21 protein-coding genes are annotated in these 21,027 nt (G+C 69.2%); 8 read left to right on the top strand and 13 right to left on the bottom strand.

Translation table 11 applies throughout. The features are described 5' to 3' along the window. Positions 1-143: 143 nt before the first annotated feature. From ABZV38_RS14025 to clpS, 7 genes are all read right to left on the bottom strand, one after another. Positions 144-1,094 carry a cysteine synthase gene (locus ABZV38_RS14025; protein WP_327125173.1) on the bottom strand — a complete coding sequence of 317 codons (951 nt, stop codon included), beginning with the start codon at positions 1,092-1,094 and terminating at the stop codon, positions 144-146. Further along, complete coding sequence (locus ABZV38_RS14020) at positions 1,094-1,372, bottom strand: MoaD/ThiS family protein (RefSeq protein WP_030971063.1); 279 nt, start codon at positions 1,370-1,372, stop codon at positions 1,094-1,096. Before ABZV38_RS14020 ends, ABZV38_RS14025 begins: the two co-directional genes overlap by 1 nt. A gap of 103 nt (positions 1,373-1,475) precedes the next feature. After that, a complete protein-coding gene (locus ABZV38_RS14015; RefSeq protein ID WP_352262585.1) occupies positions 1,476-1,601 on the bottom strand; it encodes a putative leader peptide in 126 nt (41 codons plus the stop codon). Positions 1,602-1,738: 137 nt separating this feature from the next. Continuing rightward, the gene (locus ABZV38_RS14010) at positions 1,739-2,170 is read right to left on the bottom strand and encodes a M67 family metallopeptidase (protein ID WP_356327042.1); all 432 of its coding nucleotides are present in this window, start codon (positions 2,168-2,170) and stop codon (positions 1,739-1,741) included. A gap of 89 nt (positions 2,171-2,259) precedes the next feature. Beyond that, on the bottom strand, positions 2,260-3,699 hold the full coding sequence (locus ABZV38_RS14005; RefSeq protein WP_356327041.1) for an amino acid permease: 1,440 nt from the start codon (positions 3,697-3,699) through the stop codon (positions 2,260-2,262). Between the two features lie 380 nt (positions 3,700-4,079). Then, a complete protein-coding gene (locus ABZV38_RS14000) occupies positions 4,080-4,661 on the bottom strand; it encodes a DUF2017 domain-containing protein (RefSeq protein WP_356327040.1) in 582 nt (193 codons plus the stop codon). 64 nt (positions 4,662-4,725) lie between these two features. Continuing rightward, positions 4,726-5,040 carry an ATP-dependent Clp protease adapter ClpS gene (clpS, locus tag ABZV38_RS13995; protein WP_030971071.1) on the bottom strand — a complete coding sequence of 105 codons (315 nt, stop codon included), beginning with the start codon at positions 5,038-5,040 and terminating at the stop codon, positions 4,726-4,728. 79 nt (positions 5,041-5,119) lie between these two features. Here clpS and ABZV38_RS13990 point away from each other — a divergent pair, with 79 nt between their 5' ends. Further along, a complete protein-coding gene (locus ABZV38_RS13990; RefSeq protein WP_356327039.1) occupies positions 5,120-6,448 on the top strand; it encodes a nicotinate phosphoribosyltransferase in 1,329 nt (442 codons plus the stop codon). A gap of 181 nt (positions 6,449-6,629) precedes the next feature. Beyond that, the gene (locus ABZV38_RS13985) at positions 6,630-7,214 is read left to right on the top strand and encodes an isochorismatase family protein (RefSeq protein ID WP_356327038.1); all 585 of its coding nucleotides are present in this window, start codon (positions 6,630-6,632) and stop codon (positions 7,212-7,214) included. A gap of 115 nt (positions 7,215-7,329) precedes the next feature. Here ABZV38_RS13985 and ABZV38_RS13980 read toward each other — a convergent pair whose 3' ends face one another. After that, positions 7,330-7,653 (bottom strand): hypothetical protein, encoded by a 324-nt coding sequence (locus ABZV38_RS13980; RefSeq protein WP_356327037.1) that lies wholly within the window; start codon positions 7,651-7,653, stop codon positions 7,330-7,332. A gap of 125 nt (positions 7,654-7,778) precedes the next feature. Next, complete coding sequence (locus ABZV38_RS13975) at positions 7,779-10,178, bottom strand: immune inhibitor A domain-containing protein (RefSeq protein ID WP_356327036.1); 2,400 nt, start codon at positions 10,176-10,178, stop codon at positions 7,779-7,781. Between the two features lie 369 nt (positions 10,179-10,547). Here ABZV38_RS13975 and ABZV38_RS13970 point away from each other — a divergent pair, with 369 nt between their 5' ends. Then, positions 10,548-10,895, top strand: a complete 348-nt coding sequence (locus ABZV38_RS13970) for a hypothetical protein (protein WP_356327035.1) — start codon at positions 10,548-10,550, stop codon at positions 10,893-10,895. 12 nt (positions 10,896-10,907) lie between these two features. On the opposite strand, the gene ABZV38_RS13965 is transcribed toward ABZV38_RS13970, so the two are convergent. Together ABZV38_RS13965 and ABZV38_RS13960 are read right to left on the bottom strand one after the other, a co-directional pair. Further along, positions 10,908-11,648, bottom strand: a complete 741-nt coding sequence (locus tag ABZV38_RS13965; RefSeq protein WP_356327034.1) for an RDD family protein — start codon at positions 11,646-11,648, stop codon at positions 10,908-10,910. Between the two features lie 108 nt (positions 11,649-11,756). Next, a complete protein-coding gene (locus ABZV38_RS13960; RefSeq protein ID WP_356327033.1) occupies positions 11,757-13,373 on the bottom strand; it encodes an RDD family protein in 1,617 nt (538 codons plus the stop codon). A gap of 212 nt (positions 13,374-13,585) precedes the next feature. Between ABZV38_RS13960 and ABZV38_RS13955 the strand changes: the two genes are divergently transcribed. Continuing rightward, positions 13,586-14,062: an SsgA family sporulation/cell division regulator gene (locus ABZV38_RS13955; RefSeq protein WP_356327032.1), complete on the top strand. Its 477-nt coding sequence runs from the start codon at positions 13,586-13,588 to the stop codon at positions 14,060-14,062. A gap of 41 nt (positions 14,063-14,103) precedes the next feature. Here the strand turns inward: ABZV38_RS13955 and ABZV38_RS13950 are convergent, their stop codons facing one another. Next, positions 14,104-15,471 (bottom strand): FAD-linked oxidase C-terminal domain-containing protein, encoded by a 1,368-nt coding sequence (locus ABZV38_RS13950; protein ID WP_356327031.1) that lies wholly within the window; start codon positions 15,469-15,471, stop codon positions 14,104-14,106. Positions 15,472-15,568: 97 nt separating this feature from the next. Here ABZV38_RS13950 and ABZV38_RS13945 point away from each other — a divergent pair, with 97 nt between their 5' ends. After that, on the top strand, positions 15,569-17,260 hold the full coding sequence (locus ABZV38_RS13945; protein ID WP_356327030.1) for a tetratricopeptide repeat protein: 1,692 nt from the start codon (positions 15,569-15,571) through the stop codon (positions 17,258-17,260). A 77-nt stretch (positions 17,261-17,337) separates the two neighbouring features. Here the strand turns inward: ABZV38_RS13945 and hppD are convergent, their stop codons facing one another. Then, a complete protein-coding gene (hppD, locus tag ABZV38_RS13940; protein ID WP_356327029.1) occupies positions 17,338-18,483 on the bottom strand; it encodes a 4-hydroxyphenylpyruvate dioxygenase in 1,146 nt (381 codons plus the stop codon). A gap of 122 nt (positions 18,484-18,605) precedes the next feature. Here hppD and ABZV38_RS13935 point away from each other — a divergent pair, with 122 nt between their 5' ends. From ABZV38_RS13935 to ABZV38_RS13925, 3 genes are read left to right on the top strand one after another with little or no spacing between them, the layout of a single operon-like run. Further along, positions 18,606-19,079, top strand: coding sequence for an Lrp/AsnC family transcriptional regulator (locus tag ABZV38_RS13935; protein WP_037692474.1), 474 nt, complete (start codon positions 18,606-18,608; stop codon positions 19,077-19,079). Between the two features lie 15 nt (positions 19,080-19,094). Beyond that, positions 19,095-19,742 carry an ABC transporter permease gene (locus ABZV38_RS13930; protein ID WP_356327028.1) on the top strand — a complete coding sequence of 216 codons (648 nt, stop codon included), beginning with the start codon at positions 19,095-19,097 and terminating at the stop codon, positions 19,740-19,742. Further along, positions 19,735-20,991: a betaine/proline/choline family ABC transporter ATP-binding protein gene (locus ABZV38_RS13925; protein WP_356327027.1), complete on the top strand. Its 1,257-nt coding sequence runs from the start codon at positions 19,735-19,737 to the stop codon at positions 20,989-20,991. Before ABZV38_RS13930 ends, ABZV38_RS13925 begins: the two co-directional genes overlap by 8 nt. Positions 20,992-21,027: the final 36 nt, after the last annotated feature.

The raw sequence follows: 21,027 nt of genomic DNA, 5'->3' as shown, positions 1-21,027 counted from the left end.
TGCCCCGTGGTTGGTGCTGGGGGGGGGGTGGTTGTTGTCCCCGCGCCTCAAAATATCCCCCGCCTCGGCGGGACACCATGAATTCGGGCCCACCCGGCGACCGAGGGCAGAAGCAGGTGAGGGGACAGCAGGCAGAGGTGCGGCTACGCCCAGAGCTGGCCGTGCAGCGTTTCGATGGCCGCTTCCGTGGTCGGGGCGGTGTAGACGCCCGTCGACAGGTACTTCCAGCCGCCGTCCGCGACGACGAAGACGATGTCGGCCGGCTCCCCGGCCTTGACCGCCTTGTTGCCGACGCCGATCGCCGCGTGGAGTGCCGCACCGGTGGAGACGCCCGCGAAGATGCCTTCCTGCTGGAGGAGTTCGCGGGTACGGGTGACGGCGTCGGCGGAGCCGACGGAGAAGCGGGTGGTGAGGACCGAGGCGTCGTAGAGCTCGGGGACGAAGCCCTCGTCGAGGTTGCGGAGCCCGTAGACCAGGTCGTCGTAGCGCGGCTCGGCGGCGACGATCTTGATGTCCGGCTTGTGTTCCCGCAGGAAGCGGCCGACGCCCATCAGCGTGCCGGTGGTGCCGAGGCCCGCCACGAAGTGGGTGACGGAGGGCAGGTCGGCGAGGATCTCCGGGCCGGTGGTGGCGTAGTGGGCGCCCGCGTTGTCCGGGTTGCCGTACTGGTAGAGCATCACCCAGTCGGGGTGCTCGGCGGCGAGCTCCTTGGCGACGCGGACGGCCGTGTTGGAGCCGCCGGCCGCCGGGGAGGAGATGATCTCGGCGCCCCACATGGCGAGCAGGTCGCGCCGTTCCTGCGAGGTGTTCTCCGGCATGACGCAGACGATGCGGTAGCCCTTGAGCTTGGCCGCCATGGCGAGCGAGATGCCGGTGTTGCCGCTGGTGGGTTCCAGGATGGTGCAGCCGGGGGTCAACCGGCCGTCCTTCTCGGCCTGTTCGACCATGTGGAGCGCGGGGCGGTCCTTGATCGAGCCGGTGGGGTTGCGGTCCTCCAGCTTGGCCCAGATGCGGACGTCGTCCGACGGTGACAGCCGGGGCAGGCGGACGAGCGGGGTGTTGCCCACCGCGGCGAGCGGGCTGTCGTAGCGCATCAGTTCATGCCGCCGGCGACGGCCGGGAGAATGGTGACGCTGTCGCCGTCGCTGAGCTTGGTGGAGATGCCGTCGAGGAAGCGGACGTCCTCGTCGTTGAGATAGACGTTCACGAAGCGACGGAGTTCGCCGCCGTCGACGATGCGCTCACGGATGCCGTTGTGGCGGCTGTCGAGGTCCGTGAAGAGGTCGGCGAGGGTCTCTCCGTTGCCTTCGACGGCCTTCGCGCCGTCCGTGTAGGTGCGGAGGATGGTGGGGATGCGGACCTCGATGGCCATGGCGTGGGCTCCTGTCGAAAGCGGAGTGGTGGCGTGGGGCGCGCGGCTCTGCCCCCCGCGCAGGGGTCGGTGCAATGGGCGGCGCTTCGGGCCGGAACCCGGCTCAGGCCTTGCCTGCGGCGGGGAGGCGGCTCGTACAGATCGCGCTGGAGAGCCTGCACAGGTCGACGTGCAGGCGCGCGACGAGCAGCGTGCCCGGCGTCTTCTCGCTCACGTCATGGGGAACCATGGGCTCATCGTATCGATTCCCGGTCCGGATCCCGGCATGTGATCTCACCTGCTGGATGGCGAGCGTTCGCCTGGTGGACCGCTGCCGGCGGAGGGGGTGGCCGAGGGGGTGGCCGAGGGGCTGGGCGCCGCCCCCGGTCAGGCGGGTTCGTACGCCTCGACGACCTTGACGTCCTCCTCGGTGATCACGCCGTCGACGATGCGGTACGAGCGGAACTGGAAAGGGCCCGCGTCGTCCGTGTCGGCGGTGGAGACGAGCACATAGTGGGCGCCGGGCTCATTGGCGTACGTGATGTCGGTGCGCGAGGGGTAGGCCTCGGTCGCGGTGTGCGAGTGGTAGACGATCACCGGCTCCTCGTCCCGGTCGTCCATCTCGCGGTACAGCTTCAGCAGGTCCGCGGAGTCGAACTCGTAGAACGTGGGCGAGCGAGCGGCGTTGAGCATCGGGATGAAGCGTTCGGCGCGGCCGGTTCCGGCCGGGCCCGCGACCACGCCGCACGCCTCGTCGGGGTGGTCCGCGCGGGAGTGCGCGACGATCTGGTCGTACAGCGCCTGGGTGAGGATCAGCATGGCGCCAGGATAAGCAGAGGGCCCCCGCGACTCCGAGGAGTGGTACGCGAGGGCCCGCATGCTGGACAGAAGGTGCCGAAGGCGCTGGGTCAGCGCTTGGCGAAGGCCTTGTTCTCGGGGTTACGGGCCTTGAGCACCAGGTACGAGACGCCGAGGATCAGCGCCCAGAGCGGGGCGCAGTACAGCGAGATCCTGGCGTCCTTGTCGACGGCCATCATGACGATGACCATGCCGATGAAGGCGAGCGCGAAGATGCTGGTGTACGGGGCGCCGGGGGCCCGGAAGGTGGACTGCGGGAGCACTCCGCGGTCGGCCAGGAAGCGGTAGCGGATCTGGCAGACCAGGATCATGATCCAGGCCCACATGCCGGAGATGGTGGCGAAGGAGACGACGTAGGTGAAGGCGTCGCCGGGCCACTGGTAGTTGATCCAGACGCCGACGAGCATGAGCGTGGCGGAGACAGTGGTTCCGACGAGCGGGGTGCCGCTCCTGGTCAGCTTGGTGAAGAACTTCGGGCCCTGGCCGTTGAGCGCGAGGTCGCGCAGCATGCGTCCGGTGGAGTACATGCCGGAGTTGCAGGAGGAGAGGGCCGCGGTCAGGACGACGAAGTTGACGATCGCGGCGCCGACGCCGAGGCCCATCTTCTGGAAGGCGGCGACGAACGGAGAGACGCCGGGCTGGAACTCGCTCCACGGGACGACCGACAGGATCATGATCAGCGCGCCGACGTAGAAGACGGCGATGCGCCACGGCACGGTGTTGATGGCCTTGGGCAGAACCGTTTTCGGGTTCTTGGACTCGCCCGCGGTGACGCCGACGAGCTCGACGGCGAGGAATGCGAACATCACGATCTGCAGGGTCATGAGGGTGCCGCTGATGCCGTGCGGGAAGAAGCCGCCGTCGGACCAGAGGTGGGTCACGCTCGCAGTGTCCCCGGCATCGGAGAAGCCCAGGGTGAGAATTCCGGCGCAGATGAGGATCATGCCGATGATGGCCGTGACCTTGACCATCGAGAACCAGAATTCCAGCTCACCGAAGAGTTTCACGGAGATCAGGTTCACGCCGTACAGGATGATCGTGAAGATCAGTGCGGAGACCCATTGGGCGATGTCGAACCAGTACGTCATGTACTGGGCCGCCGCGGTGACTTCGGTGATTCCGGTGACGACCCAGAAGAGCCAGTAGGTCCAGCCGGTGACAAAGCCTGCGAAGGGCCCGACGAATTCGCGGGCGTACTCCGAGAAGGAGCCCGAGACCGGGCGGTACATGAGGAGTTCGCCCAACGCCCGCATGATGAAGAAGATCACCAGGCCCGCGACGGCATAGGCCAGGATCAGGCTGGGCCCCGCCTTGGCAATGGCCTTGCCCGCGCCGAGGAAGAGGCCGGTGCCGATGGCCCCGCCGATCGCGATCATCTGGATCTGGCGGGCGCCGAGAGCGCGCTGATAGCCCTCGCCCGAGGCTGCTGCGTCCGCAGCAGCTGCGGCCTGCCGGCCGTCTTGTCCCTTGTCGACCTTCGCCGATGTCATGGTGATGCGCCTTTCTCCACGCCGATCCGCGCCGTTTGAGGCTGCGGATCAGGTCCTGATCCCCCCGGATATGGATGGAGTGCGACCGGCGGTCCGCCGGCTGTAGCGCCCCCGGGAACAGGGGTGGCGTCCCCGGGTGGTCGTGAAGATTTATCACGGGCCAACCGGTGATCCGCCGGTCATTATGTGGCGCAGACCGCGGGAAAAAGCGGACAAGGGTTTCCAAGCCGCTGCAAAAAAGGCCGTTCGGGTGACGGGGTCGTTATTCGAATTTGAGCGTTCGTTGAGCGAACACTCGGTGGAAACGGCGCGGCCGATCTTCGGATCCGCTTACGGGGAGATGGCCGATCGGGCCGGATCCGGGAATGGCCGGACACCCTCTACGGCATCAGGGTCTCGACGAGGGTTTCCTGGAGCGCGCCCAGCCAGAGATAGGCCATGACCATGGGCTTGCGCGGATCGCTGTCGGGCAGCCGGTAGAGCGATCCCTCGCCGCCCTCGTCCTTGTCGGAGACGTCCAGGCGGGTACCGATGGTCAGCCTGAGGTCGTTGAGCGCGCCGAGCCAGTTGCAGCATTCGTCGGCGGTGAGCGTGAGGATCCCGCCGTCCTCCCCGGCCGGCATCGCATCCAGGGTGCGTACGACGGTGAGGGCGTCGTCGCGCTTGCGGGAGCGCAGGTCGTTCTCGGTGAACCGGCGGAACTCGGCGGACGCGGCGCGCAGTTCGCTGTCGTCGTCGCCGTACGCCTCCGGGAAGAGACGGGCCAGGGCCGGGTCGGTCGGGGGTTCGCTGGGCCCTTCGGCGAACAGGGCGGCGAGCGGGTCCTCGCCCTCGGCCGGTTTGTTACCGGGGCCGATCAGCTCCAGCAGCTGGACGGCGAGGGAGCGCAGGATCGCGATCTCCACCTCGTCGAGCGCGACGGCCGCGCCGCCGCCGGGGGTGGCCTCGAAGTGGCCGGCCATGGGTTTTCTCCGATGGTGGGTCGGGCGGGGCAGAGGACGGGCGGGTCGGGGGAAAGGGTGCGTACTAGTTGCGGTCCTGCGTGAGGGTGGCCCAGAGCCCGTAGCCGTGCATGGCCTGGACATCGCGTTCCATCTCTTCGCGGCTGCCGCTGGAGACGACTGCGCGGCCCTTCTGATGCACGTCGAGCATGAGCTTGTGGGCCTTGTCCTTGGAGTAGCCGAAGTAGGCCTGGAAGACATAGGTCACATAGCTCATGAGGTTGACCGGGTCGTTGTGGACCAGCGTCACCCAGGGCACATCGGGCTCGGGGACGACGAGGTTCTCCTCGGCCGATTCTGGACGTTCGATCTCTACGGGGGCGACGCTCACCCACCCCATGCTGCCACCCGGGAGGGGACAGCGCACAAACAGACCCCACATCTCGTCACTCTGACGAAATAGGGGTAGCATCCGTGCCATGAACTCTGCGGACCTTGGGCGACGGGTCGGTGTGCCGTCGACAGCGCTCTTCACCGACCAGTACGAGCTCACGATGGTGCAGGCCGCACTGAAGGCGGGCACAGCCGACCGGCGCTCGGTCTTCGAGGCATTCACCCGCCGACTGCCCGAAGGGCGTCGCTACGGCGTCGTCGCAGGCATCGGACGGGTGCTCGACACGGTGGAGAATTTCCGGTTCGACGACGAGATCCTCACCTTCCTGCGCGAGCGGAACATCGTCGACGCGCCGACGCTCGCCTGGCTGGCGGACTTCCGCTTCAGCGGCGACATCTGGGGCTACCCGGAGGGCGAGGTCTACTTCCCCGGCTCGCCGTTCCTGCGGGTCGAGGGCTCCTTCGCCGAGTGCGTGCTGCTGGAGACGGTGGTCCTGTCGATCCTCAACCACGACTCGGCGATCGCGGCGGCGGCGTCCCGGATGTCGGTGGCCGCGGGCGGGCGCGGGCTGATCGAGATGGGTGCACGACGCACCCATGAACTGTCGGCGGTGGCGTCGGCGCGTGCCGCGTACATCGGCGGCTTCGACACGACGTCCGATCTGGCGGCGGGGTTCCGCTACAACATCCCGACGGTCGGGACGAGCGCGCACGCGTTCACCCTGCTGCACGACAGCGAGCGCGACGCCTTCCGGGCGCAGGTCGACTCGCTCGGCCGGGGCACGACGCTGCTGGTCGACACCTACGACGTCGCCGAGGCGGTCCGTACGGCGGTCGAGGTCGCCGGGACCGGGCTGGGGGCGGTTCGGATCGACTCCGGGGACCTGTTGCTGGTCGCGCACCGGGTGCGCCAGCAGCTCGACGAGCTGGGCGCCACCGGGACGAAGATCGTGGTGACGTCGGACCTGGACGAGTACGCGATCGCGTCGCTGGCCGCGGCGCCGGTGAACGCGTACGGCGTGGGCACGCAGCTGGTGACCGGCAGCGGTCAGCCGACCTGCTCGATGGTCTACAAGCTGGTCGCCCGGGCAGTTTCCGCCGATCCGGCGGAACCGCTGCAGCCGGTTGCGAAGAAGTCGCTGGGGGCGAAGTCCTCGGTGGGCGGTCGCAAGTGGGCCGCGCGGCGGCTGGACGAGTACGGGGTGGCCGAGGCCGAGGTGATCGGCACGGGTCCGGTGCCGGACGCGCTGGCCGACCGGCAGCTGCTGGTCGAGCTGGTCAGGGGCGGTGAGGTGGTCGCCCGCGAGCCGCTGGACGCGGCCCGGGAGCGGCATATCGCGGCGCGGCAGGCGCTGCCGATGTCCGCGATGCAGCTGTCCAAGGGAGAGCCGGTCATTCCGACGGAGTACATCTGAACGTGCGACGGTGGAAGGCGACGGTCTGCGATAGCAGCGTCACGCCCCCTCCCGCAAGGCGTCCCCAGTCTCTAGGCTCGATTCCGGCCCCCCTGTGACCGCTGTGCCCGCATTCCCTCCGCTCGCGTCCCCTCCCCGGTCGGACCTCCCCGTCGGACCTCCCCATCGAAGGACACCCGCCATGCATCGCGCGTTGATCGTCGTGGACGTTCAGAACGACTTCTGCGAGGGCGGCAGCCTCGCGGTGGCGGGGGGCGCCGATGTCGCCGCCGCCATCACCGACCTGATCGGCGAGGCCCAGGCCGGTTACCGCCATGTGGTGGCGACCCGGGACCACCATGTCGACCCGGGCGACCACTTCTCCGAGCAGCCGGACTTCGAGCACTCCTGGCCGGCGCACTGTGTCGCCGGTACGGAGGGAGTCGGTTTCCACCCCAATTTCGCCCCGGCGGTCGCCTCCGGCGCGGTCGAGGCGGTGTTCGACAAGGGGGCGCACGCAGCGGCGTACAGCGGCTTCGAGGGCCTCGACGAGAACGGGGTGGGGCTGGCGCGGTGGCTGCGGGACCGGGGCGTGACCGAGGTCGACGTGGTCGGCATCGCCACGGACCACTGTGTGCGGGCGACGGCGCTGGATGCGGTGCGGGAGGGGTTCACGACGCATGTCCTGCTGGACCTGACCGCGGGGGTCGCCGCGGCGACCACGGGGCAGGCGCTGGAGGAGCTTCGGGGGGCGGGCGTGGAGCTTTCCGGCAAGCCGGTGGTGTAGGGCGGGGAGCGTGGTTGCCGGGGTCGTCCGGCGACCGCTTTGTCCTCGGCCGCCGGACGGGGTCGACTGTGCCGGGCCCGCCCCGATTGCACCGGTCCCGGGCTTGATCTTGACCTCAGGGCTGGGGGGCCGGAGTGAGCAGCGTGCGTATGGGGTGCCAGAGTTCTTGGGCGTTTTCGGGTCTTGCTCGCCAGAGGAGACCGTCCGGGTGGTGCAGGACCGCGGTCACCTCGTCCGGGGTGGGGGGTTCCGCGTTGCCGCGGAGGTAGACCGCGCGTAGGCCCAGGTTGCGCAGGCGGGTCAGTGCTCGGGCCCGGTTGGCCGCGTGGACCAGGACGCGCACCGGGCTGCCCGGGCCCGTTCCGTCCGCCGGGCCGGTCAGGGTGATCGCGACCACCACACTGCCGTTCGGCAACTTGCTGAATCCTCCGCCGGCCATTCTCCGCACTCCCCCGTGAGACGTCGTGTCAATAAGAATCCGAACAAGAGGCACCTAAACACGATCGGCCGCCGCCCGCTAGAGGGGCGACGGCCGATCACGCTCTGACCTGCAGTGATGTGGAATTACTTGTGCGAGGAGCCCACCTTGACGGTGATCGTCGAGCCGCTGAGCGGCTCGCTGACGATCGTGATCCGCGTGTTGGTGTCAGCGACCTTCACGCTTCCCGTCTTGTTCTCCTCGTACCAGTAGGTGCCCTTGTGGTCGTCGAAGACCGGGACGCCCAGCTGGGGCTTGATCTTGACCGCCACGTCGGCCTTGTGCAGCGTGAAGCCGTCGGTCGGCCACCAGCTGAACGGAGCGTCGAAGGGCTGGATCTTGTTGCGGATGACGGTGCCGTCGGCCCACTTCAGCGGCTTCGCGTGCGCGTCGATCGGCAGGATCAGGCCCTTGCCCGGGTGGGCGGAGACGTTGTTGTCCTTCTGGGAGGTGTCCCAGAGCCAGATCAGCAGACCGTTCTGGTACGGGTAGTGCTCGACCCAGTCCGGACGGGTCGTGGAGAAGCCGAAATTGTACGGGCCGACCTTGAGGGTCCGGTCGTACGAGACGTACTGGCGGTTCTCCGCGAGGTAGTACTGCGGGTACTCCTTGGTGAACGACTCGCCGACCCGGGAGAAGCCCTTGGCGGTCCAGCCGTTGTCGTCGCCCTCGGCGTTGTCCGAGAAGAGCACGGCGCCGTCGGCGTTGACCGCGATGGTGTCGGCCGTGAAGCCCACACCGCCCGCGCCGCCGTCGGTGGTGTAGCGGAAGCGGATGTCGATCTTCTTGCCCGCGTAGGCGTCCAGCGAGTACGAGAGCTTCTGGTACTGACCGGAGACGTCGGTCAGGGCCGGCTTGTCACTGGCGTCGCGCGGGATCGCCTTGCCGTCGGCCGTGCCGTCGATCGCGGTCCAGCTGGCGCCGCCGTTCTCCGACACCTCGGTGTAGAGGTAGTCGTAGTCCTTCTCGATGTCCCACCAGCCCGAAAGGTCCAGGGACGCCTTGGACTTGCCGGTCAGGTCGACCGAACGGGACAGGGTGTTGTTGAGGTTGTCACCCATGTCGCTCCACCACTGCTTGGAGCCCTCGGCGGGCTTCGTGACAGAGGTGGTGACGGCCTTGTCGGGCAGCGTGACGACGAGCGCCTGCTTGTCCTTGGTGTTGTACTCCGAGACGCCCAGCTTGTGGACCGAGTTCGTCGCGGCCTTGGCCGAGGCGTAGTTGAGCCAGCCCAGCTGCAGCTTGTCCCAGGCGGTCATGTCGCCGGGCAGGTCACCGATGGCGTTCTTGCCGGTGCCGAGCCAGGAACCGGCCGACATCAAGGACCAGAAACCGACCGAGTTCTCGGCGGTGTTGGTGGTGTCGTAGAGGTCCGGCAGACCGAGGTCGTGCCCGTACTCGTGGGCGAAGACACCCAGGCCGCCGTTCTCGGGCTGCGCGGTGTAGTCGCCGACCCAGATGCCGGTGTCACCGATCTGGGTGCCGCCGGCCTTGTTGTCGGCCGGGCCGGTCGCGCCGGCGTTGGTGCCGTACGCGTACCAGCGGTGCGCCCAGATGGCGTTCGCGCCCTCGACGCCGCCGCCCGCGGACTCGTCCTCACCAGCGTGCACGATCTGGAAGTGGTCGATGTAGCCGTCGGGCTCGTTGAAGTTGCCGTCGTTGTCGAAGTCGTAGCGGTCCCACTGGTCGTACTTCGCCAGGTCCGTCTTGATCTGCTCCGGCGTGCGGCCCTTGGCCTTCTGGTCGGCCGCCCAGGCGTTCACGCCGTCCCTGATCATGTCCCAGGAGTTGGCGCAGTTGGACGAGCCGCAGTAGTTGGAGCCGTAACGGGCTTCGTTGTACGGAACCTTGACCCAGTCGGAGACCTCGCCGTCGACCGAGTAGCGCCCGGAGGACGTCTTCTCGTAGTACGTCTTCAGCGAGTTCTTGCCGGCGCCCTCACCGAAGTAGAGGTCCTGGAAGTGGGCCTGGTTGTAGTCGGCCTGCCAGGCGGTGCTGTTGTCCTTCGCCGGGTCCGGCTTGGCTATCGTGTTGTGCATCGGCCCTGGCGTGCCGCCGTACTTCTTGACCGGCGGCTTGGGGCCGTCGCCGTCCGGGTCGAACATGGTCGTGTCATCGACCTTGTCGCCGAACTCCACCAGGACCGTGAAGATCTTGTCCGTCTTCTCGCGGCCGAGCTCGACATACTTCTTGTCGTCGAGCTTGACGACCTTGGAGCCGTCGCGCGTCGACACCTTCTTGTCGCCCGCGATGACCTGCTCCAGAGCGGCCTGACGCTGCGCGTCCTGCTGCTCGCTGTAGGGGCCTTCCAGGTTGTGTGCGCCGCCCTTGGCCGACCCCGGATCGCGGCGGTCGACGATGGAACTGCCTGCTCCTGGGGACTTCTCGTCCGCCTGGGCAGTGGCGAGGGCCGACGCCGTAGCGGCGGTGGCGGCCATGGCCACGACAACCGCCGTGGCGCGAAGCGCCCGTCTCTTAGTGGTCACTTGATGCTGTCCTCCCCGGCGTCCGCTGCAGCAGCCTTGGGGTGTGGAGAGGCCGCGCGCGGATACGCGTCACAAGTGACGACATTCGACCGGAGTTACGAGAGAAAAGACAGATCTTGACTTGCGCAGACCAAGTGCACTATGTGGTAGGGCATTTCCGTTATTCGGACGTTCATCGAGCAGGTAACCGGCGCGCCGAAGCGCCCCCTTGAAGCCCAGGATGACTCAGTGCGCCCCCCGTGCACCGGCACCGTGGGTTAGGTCACGCTTACTACCGGTTCCTCCCGGGCATCCACCGTCGTAGAGTCGCTTGACAGTGCGACCGCGTTGAGAGACTGCCCATCCGATGCCCCGAGGACGGATACCGCCATGCCGCGTCCCACTGCTGCACAGCTCTCCTACGGATCGGTCACCGTGGTCTTCTCGACGCTCGCCATGCTGCTGCTTTCCCGCACGGGTTCGGGCGTCGGCATCGCCGTCATCGGAACGGCAGCGATGGCGCTCGGCCTGCTGGTGGCCGTCACCGTACCCCTGCCGCTGCGGACGAAAACACGAAAGGCGGCGAAGACGGCAACCGGGGTTCGTACGAACCCTGCCGTCCCCACCGCCGCTTCCACCACCTCTACGGAAGATGTCGTCATCGACGACGTCCACCGGGCCAGGATCCCGGCCGTCCGCGCCGCCGAGCGCGTGGGCGGGCACTCCCTGCGCCGCTGATCGGGCGCCTGGCTACGCGGCCGAGACCACCACGGTCTTGGCCGCCTTGTCGTGCAGCCCCTGCCGGTACGGCTTGTCCGTGAACATCAGCACGATGTTGATCAGCCACCACAGGCACGGGCAGCACAGCAGCGCCGGCAGCCACAGCACCACGGCCCGCAGGAACGAGGCACTGGTGTCCGGCACCCGGCCGTCGTTGAGCATCGCGACCCGCAGCTTGAGCAGCCGTTTGCCGATCGTGCGGCCGTCCTTGTGCGTGAAGTACGTGTCGTACGCGACGTAGACCACGAGGGCGATCAGCGACCAGAGCAGCTGATGCCCGTTGTAGGTCTGGGTGAAGACATCGCTGGCGCTGTCGCCATTGCCGTTGTCCGACATCTCGACCGCGCCGCCGAACGGCAGCGAGATCAGATACAGCGGGATCGAGATGATCAGGAAGTCGATCAGCCGGGCCAGAATCCGCTTGCCGGGCTCGGCGAGCGGCGGCATGCCCGCCAACGGGTCGGTGCCGCCGTACGGGCCCCCGCCGTAGGCATGGGGATCGTACGGCGGAGGCGGCGGGGGCGGCGGCTGAGCACCGTCGTAGGGCGAGCCCGACCCCGGCCCCGAGCCCGGCCCGGACTCGGACCCCGACCCGGTTCCGGACCCCGACTCCGACCCGGACGCCGACGGCGGCGTCGGGGGCACCTGCGGCTTCTTGAGGAACGGGTCGTCCTCGGGTGGCTGGCCGGGTGTCGGCTGATCGTTGCTCATGGGGGCAGTGCACCCCGGCCCGGGGGCCCCCGCAACGGCTCAGGTGCGTTCGGGGGAACCGGGCACCACACACCGGCCCCTCACCCGACGAGCCGTCAGCGGACGGGGTCAGCCCGCCACGAAGGTGCGAGCGGCCTTGTCGTGCCAGCACTGCCGCCACGGGCGGTCGAACAGACACCACACGACGTTGACCACGCCGATCACCAGGATGCCGAGCACGCCGTAGACCAGCCACCGGCGCAGCGCGGCCCCGAAGCCGGGCGCGGAGTGGGACTCGATGTCCCGCACCTCGAGTCCGCAGAGCTTCTTGCCGAGGGTGCGGCCCCACTTCGCGGTCGGCAGCGCCTCCAACAGCACACCGAGCACCAGGAACGCCGCGAGCGCCCCGCCGAACAGGACGGATGTGGTGGAGTCCACCAGCCAGACGGTGACCGTCTCCCCGGACAGCTTCGCCGCGTCGATCTTCTCCTCGATGTGGTCCATCGCCTGCGAGACAAGGGGGTACGCGACCGCACCGACGAGCGCGCCCAGCACGACCGTGTCGACGAGCCGGGCGGCGAGCCGCTTGCCGAGCCCGGCGGGGCGGGCCGCCGCCTGGGCCTGGGCGAGCTGCTGGAAGTGGTCGTTGACCGGGGGCTTCCAGGGCACGACGGGCTGGTCCGGCTGAGCGTGCTGAGTCAGCTGCGGGCCGCGAAGCTGCGGCTGACGCTGTTGCTGCTGGGGCGGAAGTTGTTGCTGTTGCTGTTGCTGGGGGGCAGCGAGGTGATGGACCTGCTGCGCCCAGGAGGCAGCACCACCGCCGGGTCCGGGAGTGAGCGGATTATTGAGCTCCGCAGGTGCGGGCGTGGGAGCGGGTGCGGGCGCGGGCGCCGGGGCAGGTGCGGGCGCAGAGGCCTGCGGAGCGGTGCCGGGGGCGACCGCGCGGATCGACATCGTCCCGTCGCCCGGCCCCTGTTCGGCGTTACGAGGCCGGGGCGGCCGGCCGTCCTGGCCCATGGCGCGGAATGCGACCGTGCCGGCGGCGGGCGGACGCCCCGCGCCACCGGCACCGGTTCCGCTCCCCGCCCCGCTGCCGTCGCCGCTGCGGCCCTGGCGGTCGCCCCGGATCGCGACGGTGCTCTCGGGGACGTGGCTGTTGCCGTCCCGCATGCCCGGCAGCGCGCCGCCCGTGGGGTCCTGCGAGACGGCCCCCCGCGGGTCCGTGGGAACCCGGTCCGTGGGGGCGTTGCCGCCCGGGGCTCGGTCGTCGGGGGTGCGCCCCGCCGGAGTCCGCGGATCCTGACCCGCTGCTGCGGCCCCGCCCTGCTCCCCCGGTCCGCCGGTGCCGCCGGGCTGTCCGGTGCCGCCCCAGGACACCCGCCGGTCGCGGTCGCCGCCGAAGCCGGTCTGCCGGGAGGCGTCGGCCTGCCATGCGGATGCGGGTTCGGGACGGTCGGGACTGTACGGCTCCTCGTCCAGGAAGACCGGACCGGTTTCGTCCACCGGCGCGTGGGCCGGGCCTGACGGCTGCGCAGGTGCCGGGCCCTGTACCGACGGCCGCTGCGGTTCGGGGTCCGCTCCGGCAGGTGCCTCGGGCGCCGACCCGCCCTGCTGAGGCGCAGGACGGCTGGTACCGGGCACCCACGAAGCGCCGTTCCAGTACCGGACATATCCGGGAATGGACGGGTCGGGGTAATACCCCTCGCGGGGCCTGTCGTCACCGGGTGCCGGGGTTGGGGCGCTCATCACCGTGGTCCCGTATCTCTTCGAAGCTTCAAGTCAACGGACCACATCTACCAGACAGCCGCGTACCCCCGTGCCAGTCCCGGTGTTTGGTGCACTTTCCGGTCGCCGTGAAGTTTTTTCGGGAAGTCGCGTAATAGGTGGCGGGGAGGGCGCTCTCTCCATGTGCGGGCCCGTCAGGGAACCGGTTCACACGCACCGAAAGGACGCACCTCATGCACACCGTTGTGGAACGCGAGCTGGAGCTCAAGCTGGTCCTGTCACCGGAGCGCAGCATCCCCGTACCGGCCCGGCTGACCTACCGCACGCAGGACCCGTATGCCGTGCACATCACCTTTCACATCGGCTCCGACTTCCCCGTGCACTGGACGTTCGCCCGCGATCTGCTGATCGAGGGCGTGTTCCGGCCGTGCGGGCACGGCGACGTACGGATCTGGCCGACCAAGATCCAGCGGCGCAACGTCATCTGTGTGGCGCTGACCTCGCCCGACGGCGACGCGCTGCTCGAGGCGCCGTCCGCCGGCGTGGCCGCCTGGGTGGAGCGGACGCTGCGCCTGGTGCCTCCCGGCACCGAGACCCAGCGGCTCGGTATCGATGCCGGTCTCGCCGAACTGCTCGCACCGCTGCCGGCCGACAACCTGTGGCTGAGCGACCCGTGGCCGTCCGGCGAGTCGGCGGACGGCGAGGCCTGATGCGCAGCCTCGTGGGGAGGCCGGAAGGCTTGTCGAGGAGGTCAGAAGACCTTGCCGGGGTTGAGCAGTCCCAACGGGTCGAACGCCGCCTTGATGCCCCGGTGCATCTCGACGCTCACCTCGCCGAGTTCGCGGGCCAGCCATTCCTTCTTCAGGACGCCGACGCCGTGTTCACCGGTGATGGTGCCGCCGAGTTCCAGGCCGAGCGCCATGATCTCGTCGAAGGACTCGCGCGCCCGCCGGGACTCGTCGGCATCGGTGTGGTCGAAGCAGACGACGGGGTGGGTGTTGCCGTCGCCCGCGTGGGCGCAGACACCGATGGTGAGGTCGTACTTCTCCGCGATGGCCGCCGTCCCCTCGATCATGGCGCCGAGCCTGGAGCGCGGTACGCACACGTCGTCGATCATCGTGGCGGACTTGACGGTCTCCAGGGCGGTCAGCGACATCCGGCGGGCCTGGAGGAGGAGTTCGGACTCGGCGGCGTCGGCCGCGGGAACCACCTCGGTGGCGCCCGCGACGGTGCACAGTTCGCCGACCGCGGTCAGGTCGGCCGTGGGGTCCGTGGTGTCGAAGGCGGCGAGCAGGAGCGCCTCGGTCGAGTCGGGGAGGCCCATATGGGCCATCTTGTTGACGGCGCGGACCGTCGTACCGTCCATCAGTTCGAGGAGTGAGGGAGTGTGACCGCGCTCCATGATCCGGCAGACCGCGTCGCAGGCGGCCGCCGCGGACGGGAACTCGGCGGCGAGGACGAGCTGCTGCGGCGGCTGCGGCTTCAGGGCGAGTACGGCGCCGACGACGATGCCGAGACTGCCCTCCGAGCCGACGAAGAGCCGGGTGAGGTCGTATCCGGCGACCCCCTTGGCGGTCCGGCGTCCGGTCGTCAGGAGCCGCCCGTCGGCGAGGACGACCTCCAGGCCGAGTACGTACTCGGCGGTGACCCCGTACTTCACACAGCACAGCCCGCCGGACGCGGTGCCGATGTTGCCGCCGATGGTGCACATCTCCCAGCTGGACGGGTCCGGTGGGTAGTACAGCCCGTGCTCGTTCACCGCGCGGGACAGCACGGCGTTGATGACACCGGGCTCCACGACGGCGATCCGGTCGACCGGGTTGATCTCCAGGATCCGGTCCATCTTCACCAGGGACAGCACGATGCAGCCGTCGGAGGCGTTGGCCGCGCCCGACAGGCCGGTACGGGCGCCCTGCGGGACGACCGGGACACGCAGTGCGGTCGCGGTCCGCATGACGTGCTGGACCTGTTCGACGGTGCGCGGCAGCACCACCACGGCCGGTGCGCCCGCGTCACAGAAGCTCGCCATGTCGTGGGCGTACGAGGCGGTGACGTCCGGGTCGGTGATCAGGGCCTCGGCGGGCAGGCCCGCGCGCAGTCGTTCGAGAAGGTCGTCCATGATCCAAGCGTGACACCCGGGGCCAATGGTGTGAACCCGTCTGCGGCAGCGTTCGCAAGGTTCGGTGTGATCTTCGCACTGACGCAGAGTGATCGGCATGGATGTCATGCCGCAGCAGCCTCCGGAGCCCTCGCGCTCGGATCACCCGGATCGCCCACCCCGGACGTCGTCGCCCTCCGAGTCGTGCGGCGGCTTCCCACCGCAGGCGCCGTCCGCGCCCGATCCCGAACCGCCTCCCGGCCCGGCACCGGAGCCGTGGGAGGAACCGCCGCCCGCCTCGTTGCATACGACGCTGCGCAGGGCGGCGTTCGGCATGGTGGCGGCTGCCGTGCTGGTGACGGGTGCGGTCGTGGCCGTACCGGACGACGACAAGAAGGGGGCGCCGCCGTCCGTGCCGGGAGGCGTCTCGCGCGCCCTGGCGGCGACGAACACGGGCTCCCCCGCGTCCCTCTCCGATCTGAAGGCCATGATCGGGGACCGGCAGAGCTGGGTGGGCACGCATCCGTCCGACGCGCGGTCGTGGGCGGTGCTCGGGACGGCTTACGTGGAGTGGGGGCAGCGTTCTGCGGACGCGGCGTACTACCGGCGGGCCGAGCAGGCGTTGACGCGCTCCCTGGACGTGCAGCCGGGTGACCGCGGGAACGCGGCGGCCTTGGTGGGGCTGGCGGCGCTCGCCAACGCGCGGCACGACTTCGTCACGGCGAAGAAATGGGGCGAGACGGTACGGGCTCGGCAGCCGAAGGACTGGACGGCGTACCCGGTACTGATCGACGCGTACAACGGGCTCGGTGACTACGCGGCGGCGGGCAAGGCGGCGGAGAAGTTCACGGCGCTGCGCTCGGGCGTCCCGGCGCTCTCGCGGACGGCGCAGATGTACCGGACCCAGGGCCGGCGCGAGGACGCGCTCGCCACCGCGCAGATCGCGGCGAACCGGGCCACCGCACCCGCCGAGAAGGCGGACTGCCTGCACCGGCTGGGCGAACTGGCCTGGGAGCAGGGCCAGCCCGAGAAGGCGGTGACGCAGTACAGCGCGGCCCTGCGGACCGACCGCGCCCACCATCCGTCGCTCGCCGGCCGGGCACGGGCGCTGGCGGCCCTGGGCCGTACGGACGATGCACAGCGCGACTACCTGGCAGCCCTGTCCCGACTGCCGCGCCCCGAATACATGCTGGAACTGGGCGAATTGTACGAGGCGCTGGGCCTGGACAGCGACTCGCTCGGCCAGTACGCCCGGCTCCGCAAGAGCCTGGCCCGAGCCGACGGCTACGGCGTCGACGACGCGCTCCTCCTCGGCCGCTTCGAGGCCGACCACGGCGATGCGGCGGCGGCGGTGAAGCTCCTGCAGGCGGAGTGGGGGCGCCACCACCGCAGCGCGGCGGTGGCCGACGCGCTGGGCTGGGCGCTGCACCGCTCGGGCGACGCGCAGAGCGCGCTGACGTACGCGCAGCAGGCGACGGACACGGGCGGCGGGACGGCACTGTACGCGTACCACCTGGGCATGATCGAACGGGGGCTGGGCAACGACGCACCGGCCCGTCGCCATCTGGAGGAGGCGTTGCGCGCCAACCCTCACTTCAGCCCGCTGGCAGCCCCGTCGGCCCAGGAGACCCTGGACGCCTTGCGCCGGCCCCCGTCCGCGGCCCCCGAAACGCCCGCACCCCCCGCCGATGAACCGCAGGAGCCGCAGGAACCGCAGGATCCGCGGGAACAGCAGGGCCTGCAGGACGCGTCAGCGCCGCCCGCCCGGCCCGCAGCCCTGCATCACGCACAGCCGCGGCCCCGCACGTGACGGGGCGTGACGAAGCGGGGCCGCCGGCCGTACCGGAGACCCCGCCCCGAGCGCCTCCTGCCGAGGCGCTCGTACCGTCAGAGGTTGCCGCGCTTCTCCTGCTCGCGCTCGATTGCCTCGAACAGGGCCTTGAAGTTGCCCTTGCCGAAGCCCATCGAGCCGTGGCGTTCGATCATTTCGAAGAAGACCGTCGGGCGGTCCTGGACCGGCTTCGTGAAGATCTGCAGCAGGTAGCCGTCCTCGTCGCGGTCGACGAGGATCTTCAGCTCGCGAAGCGTCTCCACCGGGACACGGGTCTCGCCGGCCCACTCGCCGAGGGTGTCGTAGTACGAGTCGGGGGTGTCCAGGAACTGGACGCCGGCCGCGCGCATCGTACGTACCGACGCGACGATGTCGTTCGTGGCGAGGGCGATGTGCTGGACGCCCGCGCCGCCGTAGAACTCCAGGTACTCGTCGATCTGCGACTTCTTCTTCGCGATCGCCGGTTCGTTGATCGGGAACTTCACCTTCAGGGTGCCGTCGGCGACGACCTTCGACATGAGGGCGGAGTACTCGGTGGCGATGTCGTCGCCCACGAACTCCTTCATGTTGGTGAAGCCCATGACCTTGTTGTAGAAGCCGACCCACTCGTTCATCCGGCCCAGCTCCACGTTGCCGACGCAGTGGTCGACGGCCTGGAAAGTGCGCTTGGCGGGCGGTTCGACGATCGGCGTGGCTGCTGTGAAGCCGGGGAGGTACGGGCCGTCGTAGCCGCTGCGGTCGACGAGGGTGTGACGGGTCTGGCCGTAGGTGGCGATCGCGGCCAGCACCACCGTGCCGTACTCGTCCTTGATCTCGTGCGGCTCGGCGAGACCCAGTGCGCCGTGTTCGACGGCGTACGCGTAGGCCGCCCGCGCGTCCGGGACCTCGATGGCCAGGTCGACCACGCCGTCGCCGTGCTCGGCGACATGGTCCGCGAGGAAGCGACCGTGGTCGGTGGATGCCTTGATGACAGAAGTGAATACAAAGCGTGCCGAACCGTTGGTCAGCACATAACTGGCGGTCTCGCGGCTGCCGTTCTCCGGTCCGGAGTAGGCGACGAGCTTCATGCCGAAGGCGGTCGAGTAGTAGTGCGCGGCCTGCTTGGCGTTGCCCACGGCGAAGACGACGGCGTCCATTCCCTTGACCGGGAAGGGATCGGCCTGCCGGACGGTGTCGGGGGTGTTGTGCAGCGTCTCAGTCATATTCGTAGGCTCTCCCCCGCATCGCAGGGTGCGCAATAGTTCACGCATCTGCCGGGCAATTTGTACAAGGGAATGGTTGGATGAGCGGGCTATCTGTACAGGGTGACCACAGGGGGACGCGCGTGGCGATCGATCATCTGGACGGGCGGCTCATCGTGCTCCTTGCCCGCGAGCCGCGGATCGGCGTGCTGGAGGCGTCCCGCCGGCTCGGGGTGGCCCGCGGGACCGTGCAGGCGCGGCTCGACCGGCTTCAGTCGAACGGAGTCATCCGCGGATTCGGCCCGGACGTCGATCCGGCGGCGCTCGGCTACCCCGTCACCGCCTTCGCCACGCTGGAGATCAAACAGGGTCAAGGCGCCGATGTGCGGGCCCATTTGGACGGCGTCCCCGAAGTACTGGAGCTGCATACCACGACCGGGCACGGCGACATGCTCTGCCGGCTCGTCGCCCGTTCCAACGCCGACCTTCAGCGGGTGATCGACCGCGTTGTCGGTTTTGATGGCATTGTCCGGGCCTCCACGGCGATCGTCATGGAGAACCCGGTGCCTCTGCGCATCATCCCGCTCGTCGAGCAGGCCGCGGAGGACAGCGACTGAGCCGAGGAGTGACGTGTGAGCTTCTGGGAGTACCTGGCCAATCGGCACCAGCAGCTGCTCTTCGACGCGTACCAGCATGTCAGCGCCGTGTTCCAGTGCATGGTCATCGCCACCGTGCTCGGCATCCTGATCGGGATCGTCACCTATCGCAGCAGCTGGGGCGGCTCACTGGCCATCACCTCGACGGCGGCGGTCCTCACCATCCCCTCCCTCGCCGCGATCGGTCTGCTGATCCCGCTCGTCGGGCTGGGGGTCCCGCCCACCGTGATCACCCTGACGCTGTACGGGCTGCTGCCCGTCGTCCGTAACTGCATCGTCGGACTGCGCGGCGTCGATCCGGCCCTCGTCGACGCGGCCAGGGGCATCGGAATGTCGCGGATCGCCCAGCTCTTCAGAGTGGAGCTGCCGCTCGCCTGGCCGCCGATCCTCACCGGCATCCGGGTGTCGACGCAGATGCTGATGGGCATCGCCGCCATCGCCGCGTACGCCTCCGGTCCCGGCCTCGGCAACGAGATCTTCCGCGGCATCGCCTCGCTGGGCAGCGCCAACGCGATCAATCAGGTCCTCGCCGGCACGCTCGGCATCGTCGTCCTCGCCCTGCTCTTCGACGCCGCGTACGTCCTGCTCGGGCGGCTCACCATCCCCAGGGGGATCCGTGCCTGAGACCGCCGCCGGGGCCGCCGACAAGCCCACGGCCACCTCCGGGGCCACCATCCAGCTGGAGGAACTGACCAAGCTCTATCCCGGCAACCCGAAGCCGGCCGTGGACAGCGTCTCCATGGACATCAGGGCCGGCGAGACGGTGATCTTCGTCGGCCCGTCCGGCTGCGGGAAGTCCACCACCCTGAAGATGATCAACCGGCTGATCGAGCCGACGTCCGGCCGGATCAGGATCAACGACGAGGACGTCACCGACATCGACCCGGTGAAGCTGCGCCGCAAGGTCGGTTACGCGATCCAGTCGTCCGGACTCTTCCCGCACATGACGGTCGCCGAGAACATTGCCCTCGTACCGAAGATGGTCGGCTGGTCGAAGTCGAAGGTGAAGGACCGCGTCGAGGAGATGCTCGACCTGGTCGGGCTGGACCCGCGGGAGTTCCACGGGCGCTACCCGCGCCAGCTGTCCGGCGGCCAGCAGCAGCGGGTGGGCGTGGCGCGGGCGCTGGCCGCCGATCCGCCGGTGCTGCTGATGGACGAGCCGTTCGGCGCCGTCGACCCGATCACCCGCGACCACCTCCAGGACGAGCTGATCCGGCTCCAGCACGAACTGCACAAGACGATCGTCTTCGTCACCCATGACTTCGACGAGGCGATCAAGCTGGGCGACCGGATCGCCGTACTGCGGGAGCATTCGCACATCGCGCAGTTCGACACCCCGGAGGCGATCCTCACCAACCCGACGGACGATTTCGTCTCCGGGTTCGTCGGAGCGGGCGCGGCTCTGAAACGGCTCAACCTCACCCGGGTACGGGAAGTGGAGATCGCCGACTTCCCGACGGTGACGGTCGACGACCCGCTCCAGCAGATCTTCAACAAGCTGCGCTCCGGCCCGCACAACGAGCTGCTGATGCTGGACCGCAGGAACCGTCCGTACAAATGGCTGCGGCGCGGCGACCTGATGCGGGCCCGCGGCTCGCTGGCGCGCGCCGGGCAGCTGGTCCACGACACGGTGACCCGGGACGGCACGCTGCACGACGCACTGGAGGCCGTGCTCATCGACAGCGGCGGACGGGTCGCGGTGACCGGGCGGCGCGGCGAGTTCATCGGCGTCGTCGACATGCAGACCCTGATGAACTCCGTCCATGAACTCCTGGAGGCCGACCGGCTCACCGCCATGGAGCACCAGCACGATCTGGAGGAGCTGCGCACCCATCCGACCGAGCGGGACCTGGAGGGCGGTGCGGGCACATGAACCCCAACCGGCCGATGCCTCCCGACCAGCCGATTC

Source organism: Streptomyces sp. NPDC005181, assembly GCF_040608395.1.
Lineage (GTDB): Bacteria > Actinomycetota > Actinomycetes > Streptomycetales > Streptomycetaceae > Streptomyces.
Note: the sequence above shows the minus strand (reverse complement) of the source record. Positions and strands in the feature narration are given on the sequence as shown.